This window comes from Pseudomonas taiwanensis, assembly GCF_013393345.1.
GTDB lineage: Bacteria > Pseudomonadota > Gammaproteobacteria > Pseudomonadales > Pseudomonadaceae > Metapseudomonas > Metapseudomonas resinovorans_C.
On sequence record NZ_QJRF01000061.1, the window covers coordinates 437,040 to 450,815 of the forward strand.

10 protein-coding genes and 1 riboswitch are annotated in these 13,776 nt (G+C 64.1%); of the genes, 5 read left to right on the plus strand and 5 right to left on the minus strand.

Features of this window, described 5'->3' with window-relative positions:
* Nucleotides 1–102: 102 nt before the first annotated feature.
* The 3 genes from DM872_RS16485 to DM872_RS16495 all read right to left on the minus strand — a co-directional run bounded on the left by DM872_RS16485 (nucleotide 103) and on the right by DM872_RS16495 (nucleotide 5,410).
* Nucleotides 103–1,470 (minus strand): DUF1329 domain-containing protein, encoded by a 1,368-nt coding sequence (locus tag DM872_RS16485; RefSeq protein ID WP_179060488.1) that lies wholly within the window; start codon nucleotides 1,468–1,470, stop codon nucleotides 103–105.
* Between the two features lie 31 nt (nucleotides 1,471–1,501).
* Nucleotides 1,502–3,454 carry a DUF1302 domain-containing protein gene (locus DM872_RS16490; RefSeq protein ID WP_179060489.1) on the minus strand — a complete coding sequence of 651 codons (1,953 nt, stop codon included), beginning with the start codon at nucleotides 3,452–3,454 and terminating at the stop codon, nucleotides 1,502–1,504.
* Nucleotides 3,455–3,727: 273 nt separating this feature from the next.
* A complete protein-coding gene (locus DM872_RS16495; RefSeq protein WP_179060490.1) occupies nucleotides 3,728–5,410 on the minus strand; it encodes a fatty acid--CoA ligase in 1,683 nt (560 codons plus the stop codon).
* A 179-nt stretch (nucleotides 5,411–5,589) separates the two neighbouring features.
* Between DM872_RS16495 and DM872_RS16500 the strand changes: the two genes are divergently transcribed.
* Nucleotides 5,590–6,765 carry a thiolase family protein gene (locus DM872_RS16500; protein ID WP_179060491.1) on the plus strand — a complete coding sequence of 392 codons (1,176 nt, stop codon included), beginning with the start codon at nucleotides 5,590–5,592 and terminating at the stop codon, nucleotides 6,763–6,765.
* 285 nt (nucleotides 6,766–7,050) lie between these two features.
* Here the strand turns inward: DM872_RS16500 and DM872_RS16505 are convergent, their stop codons facing one another.
* A complete protein-coding gene (locus DM872_RS16505; protein WP_179060492.1) occupies nucleotides 7,051–8,235 on the minus strand; it encodes an MFS transporter in 1,185 nt (394 codons plus the stop codon).
* Between the two features lie 83 nt (nucleotides 8,236–8,318).
* On the opposite strand from DM872_RS16505, the gene DM872_RS16510 reads away from it, so the two are divergent.
* Entirely contained in the window at nucleotides 8,319–9,098 is a 780-nt protein-coding gene (locus DM872_RS16510) for an AraC family transcriptional regulator (RefSeq protein WP_179060493.1), read from the plus strand.
* Nucleotides 9,099–9,235: 137 nt separating this feature from the next.
* Here the strand turns inward: DM872_RS16510 and DM872_RS16515 are convergent, their stop codons facing one another.
* Nucleotides 9,236–9,865 (minus strand): LysE family translocator, encoded by a 630-nt coding sequence (locus DM872_RS16515; RefSeq protein ID WP_179060494.1) that lies wholly within the window; start codon nucleotides 9,863–9,865, stop codon nucleotides 9,236–9,238.
* 78 nt (nucleotides 9,866–9,943) lie between these two features.
* Here DM872_RS16515 and DM872_RS16520 point away from each other — a divergent pair, with 78 nt between their 5' ends.
* The 3 genes from DM872_RS16520 (at nucleotide 9,944) to DM872_RS16530 (ending at nucleotide 13,525) form a co-directional block, all read left to right on the plus strand.
* Nucleotides 9,944–10,906 (plus strand): 2-hydroxyacid dehydrogenase, encoded by a 963-nt coding sequence (locus tag DM872_RS16520; protein ID WP_179060495.1) that lies wholly within the window; start codon nucleotides 9,944–9,946, stop codon nucleotides 10,904–10,906.
* Between the two features lie 51 nt (nucleotides 10,907–10,957).
* On the plus strand, nucleotides 10,958–11,956 hold the full coding sequence (locus DM872_RS16525) for a class I SAM-dependent methyltransferase (RefSeq protein ID WP_179060496.1): 999 nt from the start codon (nucleotides 10,958–10,960) through the stop codon (nucleotides 11,954–11,956).
* 90 nt (nucleotides 11,957–12,046) lie between these two features.
* A complete protein-coding gene (locus DM872_RS16530; protein ID WP_373273718.1) occupies nucleotides 12,047–13,525 on the plus strand; it encodes an amino acid permease in 1,479 nt (492 codons plus the stop codon).
* 48 nt (nucleotides 13,526–13,573) lie between these two features.
* Nucleotides 13,574–13,694: riboswitch (yybP-ykoY riboswitch) on the plus strand.
* The last annotated feature ends 82 nt before the right edge of the window (nucleotides 13,695–13,776 follow it).

A 13,776-nucleotide genomic window follows, 5' to 3' on the forward strand; every position in this document is an offset into this window, starting at 1 on the left:
GCCTAGCTGTTCGGGGAAGCCAATAGAAGCCCCACCGGGAAGGAAGTACAGACAAGAAAAAGCCGGCCCGGAGGCCGGCTTCGCAACAGGGTGTTGCAGCTATCAGCGAACGCCCGCCTGGCGCAGGGCCGCCGGGGTGTAATCGCTTTCGCCAGCGGTGTAGCCGAAGTCGTAGGACTGCTTCTCTTCGTTTTTCATGCCCAGCGCCAGATAGCGGCCGGACAGCAGGTCGTAGAGGCTTTCCAGCGTGTACCACGGCACCTGGTGGTTGTAGTAGTACTGGGAATGGGCCTCGGCTACACGCCACAGGGTGCCGCGACCGTCGTAATGGTCGATGGCGGCGGCCTGCCAGGTGTCTTCGTCGATGTAGAAGTCACGCTTGGCGTAGATGTGGCGCTCGCCCGGCTTCAGGGTGGCCACTACATGCCATACGCGGTGCAGCTCGTAGCGGGTCAGGTCCTGGTTGATGTGGCCGGCCTTGATGATGTCGGCGTACTTCAGGTTCGGGCCATCCAGCTTGTAGCTGTTGTATGGGATGTAGATCTCCTTCTTGCCTTCCAGCTTCCAGTCGTAGCGGTCCGGCGCACCGTTGTACATGTCGAAGTTGTCGGACGTACGCAGACCGTCGGCGGCGGTACCCGGACCGTCGTAGGACACCTGCGGTGCGCGGCGCACGCGACGTTGACCGGCGTTGTAGAGCCAGGCCAGGCGCGGCTCCTTCACCTGGTTGAGGGTCTCGTGCACCAGCAGCACGTTACCGGCCAGGCGGGACGGAGCCGTCACACGCTGCTTGAAGTAGAACAGCACGTTGCTCGGCTTGCTGGCGTCGTAGTCCTTCAGCTTGTCGCGGAAGGTGAACTCGTCCTGGAAGTACACCAGGCTGTAGGAGCCGTTCGGCTGCGGGGTGGCCTGGGTCACCAGACGACGCACGCTGCCGCCGCGATAGCGGGTGATGTGGTTCCAGATCGCTTCCAGGCCGTTCTGCGGAATCGGGAAGGGGTTGGCGGTGCGGAAGTCTTCCAGGCCGTTGCCGCCTTCCACCAGCTTGGTGTGGGTGGCGTTGTACTGGGTGGCCTCGAGCACGTCCGCCGGAACGGTGGCCGAACGGTGAGTCTTGAACACCGGCATCTTGTAGGTGTCGGGGTAGCGCTTGAACATCGCCAGCTGGCCGGGGGTCAGCTTGTCTTTGTATTGATCGACGTTCTGCGCGGTGATGGTGAACAGCGGCTGCTCACTGGCGAAGGGGTCCGACAGGAAACCACGGCCATCGGCGTTGCCGGCATTCTTCGGCAGGCCGCCGGTCCACTCGGGGATGGAACCATCGGCGTTGCCGGCCTTTTCCGCGCCCAGCGGGGTCAGGGTGGAACCCAGCTTGGCCGCTTCATCGGCGGATACCGCAGCCATGACACCAGTGGCCAGCATGGACAGCGCCAGAACGCCGGTTTGCAGCAGACTCTTTGTTGTTTTCATTTTCATCGTCTTCCTCAAATTTCCAGACCGCTTAGAAGTTCACGCCGAAGCTGAGCGCGAGGAAATCGCGATCGATCGAGGTGTTGTACGTGCCGCCGAAGAAGTCGGTGTAGGCAAGGCTAGCGGTGTAGGTGTTCTGGTATTCGGCATCCAGGCCCAGGCTCACGGCCTTGTTGCCTTCGTTGAACACGCCGTTCGGGCCGTAGCCGTCCACGTCATGGGACCAGGCGATGCTGGGCTTCAGGTTGATACCGGCAAACACGTCGTTGTAGTCCCACACGGCACGGGCGCGATAGCCCCACGCGGTCGTGGTGACGAAACCGTCGTCCTCGCAGTACTTGGTGAGGTTTTCGGCAGTGGGGCTACCCAGGGTGCTCAGGTTGAGCGCACGGCACTGACCAGCCGGCAGCGGACCGGGGCCATATACCGGATCACGGCCATAGCGCGCTTCGGTCGTGTGCTCCAGGCCACCCACGTGAACGACACCAACTTCGCCCACCAGGGTCAGACGGCTGGCGCCCATGACCTGGTCGAAGAAGTGAGTGAAGGTGGTCTGGAACTGGGTGACTTCCTTGCGGCGGTAGCCGGGCTGGTCGGTGTTCGGGCGACCGGAGAGTACCGATACGTTCGGGTTCAGCGGGCTCAGGCCGGAGAACAGGATGTCGGTGGTGTTCAGCTGTACCGGCAGGTTGGGACGGTAGCTGACCTCACCGCTCCAGGCGGTACCGGTGGGCAGGGTGGTGGAGAAGCTCAGGCCATAGAGGCGGATGTCTTCCGGGTACTCGACGTAGTACTCGCTGTTGCCGGCAACGACCAGCGGCAGCAGTTGCGGTACCAGGGCATTGACCGTGCCCGGAATCGCAGCACCCGGAATGGTACCGACGAGCGCGCCGCCCAGCGCCTGACCCAGTGCGGTGGGCGAGTAGGCTGCGGCCGGTCCGCCACGACCGCTGAAGTACGGGTTGCGGCTGTGGTAGTTCATGAAGTACAGGCCGAACTCGGTATCCAGTTCCTCGGCGAAGTAGCGGAAGGCGGTACCCCATTGACCGTCATCGCGGGCATCGCGGTCCGGACCACGCTTGACGATGGCGCCCTCGTCCGGGTTGCCCCACTGCACGCCACGGGCTTGCAGGGTGTTGATGACGTTGTTGCGCGCGGCGGCCGGCAGACCGGCAGCCTGCAGGGCATTGTTCAGCCCTTGCTGGGTACGCAGCACCGCCAGGTTCTGGTCGCAGCCGTCGGCGATCACGTCCGGCTGGGCGAAGAAGGTGCCGCAGTTGTCGACGACGGTCTGGTCCCACTCGAGCTGGTAGAAGGCCTCGGCGGACAGGTTGTCGGTCAGGCTCTGGGACACATAGAACATGTTCACCGGGATCAGGCCTTCCTTGATCTCGGCGCCCGGACGACGGAATGCGGACACGTCTACCGGGTTGATGGAGTTGATGCTGTTGCCGATGAAGGTGCTTTCACCCCAGCTCACCACCTGCTTGCCCAGACGCACGCTGCCCGGCAGATCGGCGATGTTGTAGTTGTGGTAGACGAAGGCGTCGAGCAGTTCGGCGCCAGAAGACTTGGCGCCTTCCTTACGGTTGCTGTCGTCGATGTCCTTGAACAGACGGCTCTCGTCCTTCAGCTCGAAGTCGTACCAGTACTTGCCACGAACGAAGACGCCGGTGTCGCCGTATTTCAGTTCGAGGTCATGGATGCCCTTGAAGATCTTCGAGAAGGTCTCGCCCTTCTTGAAGTTCAGGTGGGAGTCGTCGGAGGTCTGGGACAGGCCGTCCCCACCGTTGTTCACGCCGATCAGGTCCTTGTCGGCCCCCCGCATCGACCAGCTGGCCCCCACGGACAGCGAAGAGTCGAACTGACCTTCGATTTCACCGATGTTGAACGTCACGCCGAATGCCGGAGCTGCAAGCGTGGAAGCGAGGCTGACGGCCAATGGCAATTTCGCCAGGCGCCAGAACGTTGTGGTTGTTGTCATCGACGCTACTCCATGTGTTTTTTGTTATTGATGGTTGCGGACTATAGCCAGCGGGTATTAGCGCTTGATCCCTCGAAAGTGTGATTTGGAACCCCCAGGCACTCTGGCTCGCACCTTCCGACGGACTAGTCCGATCCTTCGGTAGGAAAGATAGCCAGTAATTGTCGGAACGCAGCAATTAACAAGCCAAGCGTTTGCTTGGTTGGCGGGGCAAGAAAAAGCCCAGGCCGCGCAAGGCGCGGCCTGGGCTTCTCAGGAACGGGAGACGAACGGTCAGAGTGCGGACAGGAAAGTGCTTCCGGCGGCCTGCCATTGGGCGATGTCGACACGAATGCGTTTCTTGTCCAGTTTGCCCACGCTGGTCTTGGGAATTTCAGTAACAACGGCGATCTGGCTGGGAATAGCCCACTTATTGATGTGACCTTGCTCAACGAACGGCTTGAGGTGTTCCTTCAGAACCTTGGCGTCGAGGGCCTGATTGTCACGAACCACCACGAGGGCGAACGGACGTTCACCCCACTGCGGATCGGGTACGCCCACCACGGCCACTTCACGTACCGCCGGGTGACGACTGATCAGGTCTTCCAGCTCCAGGGAAGAGATCCACTCGCCGCCGGTCTTGATCACGTCCTTGATGCGGTCACGGATATCGATGTAGCCCATGCCGTCCAGCGTGGCCACGTCGCCGGTGTGCAGCCAGCCGTGTTCCCAGAGCTCCTCGCTCTTCTGTGCTTCGTTGAAATAGCCGTAGGTCAGCCAGGGCGCACGCAGCACCAGCTCACCCTGGGATTCGCCGTCCACCGGCTGGAACTGGCCCTCGGCATCCATGATGGCCGCTTCGACCAGCGGGACCGGCACACCAGCCTTGATGCGGTAGGTGATGCGCTCATCCTCGCTGCCGGCCAGCAATTCTTCGTTGAGGTGCGCCACCGAGATCAGCGGGCAGGTCTCGGACATGCCGTAGGCGGCGGTGAGCTGGATGCCACGGGACTTCGCGGTTTCGTACAGGGTGCGATTCAGCGCGCTGCCGCCGATGATCAGCTTCAAGCCGCCGAAGTCGTATCCCTGGGCAGTGGGCGCATTCATCACCATTTGCAGGATGGTCGGTACGCAGTGGGAGAAGGTGACCTTCTCTTCGCGGATCAGCTTGCAGAGCATGTCCGGCTCGTAGCGGCCGGGATACACCTGCTTCACCCCGAGCATGGTGGCCACGTAGGGCACGCCCCAGGCATGCACGTGGAACATCGGGGTGATGGGCATGTAGACATCATCGGTGCCCATCAGGCGGATGCTGTCCAGCGCGCCGATGGTGGAAGCCATGGACAGGGTGTGCAGCACCAGCTGGCGATGGGTGAAGTAGACGCCCTTGGGATTGCCGGTGGTGCCGGTGGTGTAGAAGGTGGTGGCGACCGAGTTCTCATCGAAGTCGGGGAAGTCGTACTTCGGGCTCGCGGCGGCCAGCAGGGTCTCGTACTCGCCTACCAGGTTCGGCAGGTCGGCGTCGTGGTCGCTGCCGTCGGTGAGCAGCAGGGTCTTTTCAACCGTGGTCAGCTGGCTGCCGATGGCGTTGAAGATCGGCAGGAACTCGCTGTTGACCAGCACGAAGCGGTCGTCGGCGTGGTTCATGGTGTAGAGGATCTGGTCCGGCGAAAGGCGGATGTTGATGGTGTGCAACACCGCGCCAATCATCGGGATGGCGAACATGCATTCCAGGTAGCGGTGGCTGTCCCAATCCATCACGGCAACGGTATCGCCGGCCTTCACACCCGCCTCGGTGAGCACGTTGGCCAGGCGCGCGACGCGCTCGTTGAAGGTCGCGTAGCTGTAGCGGATACGGTCGCGGTAGACGATCTCGCGGGTCTTCTCGTAGCGGCTGCCGGACATCAGCAGGCGCTTGATCAGCAGGGGATAGACGTAGGCGTTTTCGGCGGGCTTGATGACGCGGGTCTGAAGCATGAGGCACACCTGGCGAGGTTGAGGACTTTTTGGTTGTTCTCGACTTTAGGTCGCATCGGCCAGCCGCAAATCAGTCAAAAGAGTGATTTGATGGGTGACTCTTTTTAGCTTTCTGGTCACGAGATAGAATTCGAGGCTCCGGCCGGTCGCGGCCAGTTATCCAGATAGGTAGGTTCGAGATGTCCGATATCGTTATCGTCAGTGGCGCCCGTACTCCCATGGGCGGCTTCCAGGGCAGCCTGTCCGGCGTTTCCGCCGTGGACCTTGGAGCGCTGGCCATACGCGAGGCCGTCAGCCGCGCCGGCATCCAGCCGGCCGACGTGCAGGAAGTGATCATGGGCAACGTGCTGCCCGCCGGCCTCAAGCAGGGCCCGGCCCGCCAGGCGGCCCTGAACGCCGGCCTGCCCGCCGCCACCGGTTGCACCACCATCAACAAGCTCTGCGGCTCCGGCATGAAGGCCGTGATGCTGGCCCACGACCTGCTCAAGGCCGGCAGCAACTCGGTGATGGTGGCCGGCGGCATGGAAAGCATGTCCAACGCCCCCTACGTGCTGGAAAAGGCCCGCACCGGCCTGCGCATGGGCCACGGCGAAATCAAGGACCACATGTTCCTCGATGGCCTGGAAGATGCCCGCACCGGCCGCCTGATGGGCTCGTTCGCCCAGGAAACCGCCGACAAGTACAGCGTCACCCGTGAAGAGATGGACGCCTACGCCATCGAATCCCTCAAGCGTGCCCAGGCCGCCATCGCCGATGGTTCCCTGGCCGCCGAAATCGTTCCGGTGACCGTCACCACCCGTAAGGGTGAGGTCGTGGTCAAGGACGACGAGCAACCGCTGACCGCCAATCTCGACAAGATCCCCGGCCTGAAACCCGCCTTCCGCAAGGACGGCACCATCACCGCCGCCAACGCCAGCTCCATTTCCGATGGCGCCAGCGCACTGGTCCTGATGACTGCCGAAGAAGCCCAACGCCGTGGCCTCAAGCCGCTGGCCAAGATCGTCGGCCACGCGACCCAGAGCCAGGACCCGGCCGAGTTCACCCTCGCCCCCATCGGCGCCATGACCAACCTGTTCAAGAAGACCGGCTGGAACAAGGACGACGTGGACCTGTTCGAGATCAACGAAGCCTTCGCCATGGTGACCATGCTGGCCATGCGCGAGCACGGCCTGGACCATGCCAAGGTCAACGTCTACGGCGGCGCCTGCGCCCAGGGCCACCCGGTGGGCTCCACCGGCTCGCGCATCATCATCACCCTGATCAACGCCCTGCGTAACAAGGGCGGCAAGCGCGGCATCGCCTCGCTGTGCATCGGCGGCGGTGAAGCGACTGCGGTGGCGATCGAGCTGCTGTAAGAGCGATTGCTGGAAGAAAAAAGCGCAGCTTTGGCTGCGCTTTTTTTATGGACCATCACCGCGCGATGGACACGCAAGGCCGCCATCTCCAGTAGATGCACCGAGCCGCGCAGCTACATCGCCCCCTCACCCCAACCCTCTCCCTCAGGGAGAGGGGGTCGACACTCCGAGCGCGCCTTGGTCCCGTCGCATATCCAGGCCATTGATGAACGGCAGAATCTCTCGAAGTTTCAGGCGCGAGCGACCCCTCTCCCTCTGGGAGAGGGGCCGGGGGTGAGGGAAGCGTCAGGCTGCCACGACCTTCGGCACATGCGCCGGTGTCCTCGGAAACACCAGCGCTGCCGCGAAGGTCAGCACGGCAAACCCGACCAGCACCAGGTACAAGCCCGTCAGGCCCTCCCTCGGTTCGATGAACGCGATCATCGGGATTGCCGCCGCGCTGGCGCCGAAGGAAACGAAGTAGCGCAGCGCGAACACCCGGGCCTGCCACTGCGGGGCGACGAAGTTGGCCACCATCGAATCGTTCACCGTCACCTGGCCGAACACCACGAACATGAAGGCCGCGCCCAGCAGGATCACCACCCAGCCGTCAGCCCAGGCCATCGCCAGCAAAAGCGGTGCCTGGCAGAGGGTCAGCAGGACGAAGGGCACTTTCAGGCTGACATGGTCGATTACCCGGCCGATCAGCAACTGCGCGATGGCGCCGAAGGCATAGGCCAGGCTGACCACCAGGCCGAGGGTTTCCGGTGCAGCGAAGAGGTCATGCAGACGCTCCTGGAACAGCTTGGGATAGGTCACGGTGGACGCGTTGAACACCACTCCACCCGTGGCGGTGACCAGAGCCAGCACGCCGAATACCAGCGGCATCGACACGCGCATGCCGCTCCCCGTGCGCTTGGCTCCGGCGGCGAGGGCCGGTGGGGCTTCGTCCTTCACGCACCAGGCGAACCAGCAGCCCAACAGGATGGCCACAGCGCCCGGCAGGATGAATGCCACGCGCCAGCCGAAGCGCGCCGTAAGAAAGCCGGTCAGCAACGCCGCAAAGGCCACGCCCAGATTGCCCCACATGCCGTTGACGCCGATCTCCCGTCCGCGATTCTCCGCATGGGCCACCAGCATCGCCGTGCCCACCGGGTGATAGATGGCGGCGAACACCCCGACCAGGGTAAGGCCCGCCACCAGGGCCGAAACCGAGGTACTCAGACCCGTGAAGATGGCCGCGGTCCCAATCCCCAGGAAGAACAGCAGCATCATCTGCCGCCGGCTCCAGCGATCACCCAACCACCCGGCAGGTAGCGAGCACGCACCGAAGGCGATGAATCCGCCGAGCGACAGGCCGATCAGCTCGCCGTAGGCAAGTCCGAAGTCACGCCCCATGCCGAGCACGGCAGCCGGGAAGATGAGCATGAACATGTGGTCGATCACATGGGCGGCGTTGATGAAGCGGATAACGGTGCGGGGGCGATTCATGACGGCGACGTTCTTATGGGAGGAAGGGTCATGCTAGATTGTCCACAACAAAGCAACCGGCCATAGAAGTCATCGAATCGGACATGCTGATCAGACTCCACCAACAAGGCCGCCTGAGCGCAGTCGCGCGCGACTATCAGGACGGTGCCCATGTCGAACTTCACCGCCATGACGAAGCGCAGTTCCTCTACGCCGCACGCGGCCTGATGCGCCTGGTTACCGCGGCCGGCGCCTGGGTGATACCGCCGACCCAGGCGGTGTGGATTCCGCCGGGCGTGGAGCACCAGATCTTCATGGCCGGGCAGGTGCAGATGCGCACCCTGTTCATCGATGCCGGGGCAGCCCCCGTCTCCCTCGATGGTTGCTGCGTGCTGGCGGTCTCACCGCTGCTGCGGGAACTGATCCTGCGCGCCGTTCAACTGGAAGAGATGGACGCCGCCGAACACAGGCTCCTGGTGCAACGGCTGGTGCTCCACGAAATCGCCGCCTTGGAGCATATGCCCCTGCACCTGCCAGTGCCGGAGGACCGGCGCCTGCGTGCCATCTGCCTGGCCCTGCTGAAGGCGCCGGAACAGGACCGCACGCTGGAAGACTGGGGGCTGGAAGTCGGCGCCAGCAGCCGCACCCTGGCCCGGCTGTTCGCCCGAGAGCTGGGCATGAGCTTCAACGACTGGCGCCAGCAGCTGCGACTGACCGAGGCACTGCCCCGCCTGTTGTCAGGCCAGAGCGTGCAGAAAGTGGCCGTCGATCTGGGTTACGGCAGCGGCCGTGCCTTCAGCGCCATGTTCCGGCGCCTGCTGGGCAAGAATCCGAGGGAATATGTGGCCAGCCTGGGGCAGCTGGCCGCGCTGGAGAAGGAATAAAAGCCTGGCTCCTGACCCGACTTGTAGGAGCGAGCTTGCTCGCGAACCGTCCGAGCACGCTCTTTCGCGAGCAAGCTCGCTCCTACAGAAAAGAAAATTCATTCGCCAAGCGGGCCGAAGGACCGCCAGATGCGGAATCACTTCAGCTCGGTAAAGGCCAGCTTCACGCCCAACCCCACCAGCACCGTCCCCATCAGCCGGTCGAACCAGTGCCCCATGCGCGCGAAGCCGGCGCGCACCCGGCGCTGGCTGAACAGCAGCGCCACGAGGCTGAACCAGGCTGCGGTGGCGAAGGCCAGGTAGACGCCGTAGCCGGCCTGGATCGCCAGCGGCGTGTGCGGGTTGATGACCACGGTGAACAGCGACAGGAAGAACAGCGTCGCCTTGGGATTCAGGCCATTGGTGACGAAGCCGGTAACGAAGGCTCCGCGCGGGCTGCGTTCGCCGGCCATGAGCGCGGCCTCGGCGGCAACGGGGTCAGCCGGCTTGGCCCGCAAGGCCTTGATGCCGATGTACAGCAGATAGGCTGCCGCCGCCCACTTCAGCGCGTTGAACAGCATGATCGACTGGGACACGATCAGGCCGATGCCCAGCAGCGAATAGGCCACATGCACGAAGATGCCGGTGCCTACCCCCAGCGCGGTCCAGGTACCGGCGCGGCGCCCGTGGGCCACGCTCTCGCGTACCACGATGGCGAAATCCGGTCCGGGGCTGGCCACAGCCAGCAGGTGGATCAGGGCGACGGTGAGGAATTCCGTCCAGTACATGCGACCTCCGATGTAACAAGCTTTGGTAGGCTGGCAACCTTACGCCTTCCCACGGACTCGCAAAAGGTACAGCCCCGCATGAACAGCAGCCGCGCCGTCTTCCTCGATCACGCCTCCCTCGACCTCGGCGACCTCGACCTGGCTCCGCTGCGGCAGGCCTTCGGCCAACTGGAGCTGCACGCGCAGACTGCTACTGATGAAGTCGCCGAACGCTTGCGCGGCGCCCAGGTGGCGATCAGCAACAAGGTCCGTATCGATGCCGCCGCCATGGCCGCCAATCCGGACCTCAAGCTGATCCTGGTGGCCGCCACCGGCACCAACAACATCGACCTCGATGCGGCACGCGCCCATGGCATCACGGTCTGCAACTGCCAGGCCTACGGCACGCCCTCGGTGGCCCAGCACACGTTGGCGCTGCTGCTGGCCCTGACCACCAGCCTGCCGGACTACCAAGCGGCCGTGCGCGCTGGTCGCTGGCAGCAGTCCAGCCAGTTCTGCCTCCTGGATTTCCCGATCTTCGAGCTGGAAGGCAAGACCCTCGGCCTGCTCGGCCACGGTGAACTGGGTGGCGCGGTGGCAAAGCTTGCAGAGGCCTTCGGCATGCGCGTGCTGCTTGGCCAGCTACCGGGCCGCCCGCCTCGCGCCGATCGCCTGCCCCTGCACGAACTCTTGCCCCAGGTGGATGCCCTGACCCTGCATTGCCCGCTCAACGAGCAGACCCGCGACATGATCGGCGCCGCCGAACTCGCCCTGATGAAGCCGGGTGCCCTGCTGGTGAACACCGCCCGTGGCGGTCTGGTGAACGAAGACGCCCTGGCCGCCGCGCTGCGCAGCGGCCATCTGGGCGGCGCCGCGACGGATGTGCTGACCCAGGAACCGCCTCGGGATGGCAACGCGCTACTGGCCCCCGATATCCCGCGCCTGATCGTCACCCCGCATAGTGCCTGGGGCAGTCGCGAGGCCCGGCAGCGCATCGTGCAGCAACTTGCGGAGAACGGCGCTGCTTGGTTGAAGGAATCGCCTGTCAGAGTCGTCAGCTAGTTCCTACAACTTCCTGATAAAATTCGCTGCTTTTATCAGGATCTCCTTTAGATGGACCCACGCAGCGAAGTCCTGCTTCGACAGGCCGATCTGTTCCAAGGCGCAGTATTGCTGGCCGGTTTACCCTCCGACGACCTGCTCGGCACCCTGCCGCAGGCCAGCGGCTGGAGCTGGCACGCCGGCGACCAGGCAGTCCTCGAAGCCCGCTTCGCCGGGCGTAGCCATTTCGGCACCACGCCGCCGGAAACCCCGTTCACCGCTGCGGTGCTCTTCCTGCCCAAGTCGCGTGAGCTGGCCGACTACCTGCTCGCCGCGCTTGCGGCCCGCCTGCCCGGCGGCGAGCTCTTCCTCGTCGGCGAGAAACGCGGCGGCATCGAACGCGCGGCCAAACAACTGGCTGCGTTCGGCAAGCCACGCAAGCTGGACAGCGCGCGCCATTGCCAACTCTGGCAGGTGCACATCGAACAGGCCCCCGCCGCCCCCGACCTGGAAACCCTGGCCCAGCACTACTCGCTGGACCTGGCCGACGGCCCGCTGGAAGTGGTCAGCCTGCCCGGCGTGTTCAGCCATGGCCGGCTGGACCGCGGCAGCGCCCTGCTGCTGCAGCAACTGGACGGCCTGCCCAATGGCCACCTGCTGGACTTCGGCTGCGGTGCCGGCGTGCTGGGTGCGTGGCTCAAGCGACGTTATCCACAGAGCCAACTGACCCTGCTGGACGTGGACGCCTTCGCCGTTGCCAGCAGCCGCCTGACGCTGATCGCCAATGGCCTGGAAGGCGACGTGATCGCCACCGATGGTATCCACGGCGCTCCTGCCGACCTGACGGCGATCATCAGCAACCCGCCGTTCCACCAGGGCGTACATACCGACTACCAGGCCAGCGAGGACCTGCTCCGGGAGGCTCGCAATCACCTGCTGCCCGGTGGCGAACTGCGCATCGTGGCCAACAGCTTCCTCAAATACCCACCGCTTATCGAGTACCATCTCGGCCCCTGCCAGACCCTCGCCGAGGGTGATGGCTTCCGCATCTACCGCGCCCGCCGGGGCTGACCTGGCGGGCCCCGCCCTTTTATCCATACTCAAGCGGCACCCGATAGCCGCCCTCCTCCTGGTTTCGACCGGGGGGACCTGGAGATTTTCGTGACCGATCTGAACACTGCCAGCGCCACTCCCGCCAAGGATGGGCTGCACCGCTCCCTCAAACCCCGCCACCTGAACATGATCGCCATCGGCGGCTCCATCGGCACCGGTCTGTTCGTCGCCTCCGGCGCCACCGTCGCCACCGCCGGCCCGGGTGGCGCCCTGCTGGCCTATGCACTGATCGGCCTGATGGTCTACTTCCTCATGACCAGCCTCGGCGAGATGGCCGCCCACATACCGGTTTCCGGCTCGTTCAGCACCTACGGCAGCCGGTTCGTCGACGATGGCTTCGGCTTCGCCCTGGGCTGGAACTATTGGTACAACTGGGCGGTGACCATCGCCGCGGAACTGGTGGCGGCGCAGCTGATCATGAGTTTCTGGCTGCCAGAGGTATCGGGCCTGTACTGGAGCGCCCTGTTCCTCGGGCTGATGTTCCTGCTCAACTTCGTCTCGGTGAGGGGATTCGGCGAGAGCGAGTTCTGGTTCGCCCTGATCAAGGTGGTGACGGTCGTGGTGTTCATCGGCATCGGCCTGGCCACCATCTTCGGCATCATGGGCGGCATCGAATCGCCCGGTTTCAGCAACTTCACCCAAGGTGACGCGCCCTTCGTCGGCGGCCTGCAGGCCATGGTCGGGGTGGCGATGATCGCGGGCTTCTCGTTCCAGGGCACCGAGTTGATCGGCATCGCCGCGGGCGAGTCGGAAAACCCGAAGAAGAACATTCCCATCGCCATCCGCCAGGTGTTCTGGCGCATCCTGATGTTCTACATCCTGGCGATCTTCGTGATCGGCGTGTTGATTCCCTACACCGATCCGAACCTGCTGAAGAACGACGCCAGCGATATCAGCGTGTCGCCCTTCACCCTGCTCTTCGAGCGTGCCGGTTTCGCTGCCGCCGCCAGCGTGATGAACGCGGTGATCCTCACGGCCATCCTCTCCGCCGGCAACTCCGGCATGTATGCGTCCACCCGCATGCTTTACAACCTGGCGCTGCAGGGCAAGGCACCGAAGCTGTTCGGACGCCTGTCGGCCAACGGCGTTCCGCGCAACGCCCTTTACGCCACCACCCTGGTGGGCGCGCTGTGCTTCTTCACCTCCATCGTGGGCGACAGCACCCTCTACACCTGGCTGCTGAATACTTCCGGCATGTGCGGATTCATCGCCTGGTTGGGCATTGCCATCTCCCATTACCGTTTCCGCAAGGGCTACCTGACCCAGGGCGGGCGACTGGAAGACCTGCCCTATCGCGCCAAGCTGTTCCCCTTCGGGCCGCTGTTCGCCTTCACCCTGTGCCTGCTGATCACCCTCGGGCAGAACTACCAGGCCTTCTTCGGCGACAAGATCGACTGGGCCGGCCTGGCCGCTACCTACATCAGCCTGCCGCTGTTCCTCGTGATCTGGCTGGGCTATCGCATGAAGAAAGGCAGCCGCCTGGTGCGCTATTCGGAGATGGATGTGCGCGGCGGCGGCGACGACTGACCGACCGGCATTTCGTGCTTGCCGGGGCGACCCGGCTTGTGCAAAATGCGCCCCGTCCTAGGGGAGTAGTCTCCCGCGAGCGCCCTGCTCGCCCGGCGTGCGTCAACATACTTGGTCCACAGACCATGGCGCATGCGACCCCGAGCCTGCACAGACAGGCCAGCGGTTTGACAAGACCTATGACACACACAACCTGACCCGGGGTGGGCAGATTGCGTGTGTCATGGTGATTAGTCGACCCGCCCCCGTAG